This window comes from Streptomyces doebereineriae (genome assembly GCF_031845645.1).
Classification (GTDB): domain Bacteria; phylum Actinomycetota; class Actinomycetes; order Streptomycetales; family Streptomycetaceae; genus Streptomyces; species Streptomyces canus.
In genome coordinates this window covers 1-421 of the sequence record NZ_JAVREZ010000443.1, presented here as the reverse complement: position 1 = coordinate 421, position 421 = coordinate 1, and the positions used below count along the sequence as shown (strand labels likewise).

Here is a 421-nt window from a genome sequence, read left to right as displayed (position 1 = left end):
AGATGAATGTCATGTTCGTCGAGCCGCAGGCTCCCGACCGGACCATCGCCTACACCACCGCGGTACTGATTCCGGGCCAGGATGGCCTCAACGAACGCACACTGCGCCGATCTGAAGGTGCGATGGGCCCGGCGGGCTTCCTCATCGCCGATGACGGTGAGATCGGGATGCGCAACCAAGCCGGGCTTGCCGCGGAACTGCCGGAATGGCTGATACTGGCTCGCGGCGTGAGTGACGACATTACCGACGAAACCGGAATCATCAACCGGGACAAGAGCGCCGAGACGCCACAACGCGGGTTCTACTCCCGGTGGGCGGCCGTCGTCGGCGGGGAGGCATGACCGTGACCGCTGACACTTCGCCCCGGGTCCGCCCCGTCCTGCGGCCGATTCCGGACGACGAGATCCTGTCGTTTCTCTTC

Annotated in this window: 1 pseudogene; it reads left to right on the top strand. The window is 65.1% G+C overall.

What is annotated here, in order from left to right:
- Positions 1–341: pseudogene (locus tag RNB18_RS52695) on the top strand (aromatic ring-hydroxylating oxygenase subunit alpha); the annotation flags it as partial.
- Positions 342–421 lie beyond the last annotated feature (80 nt).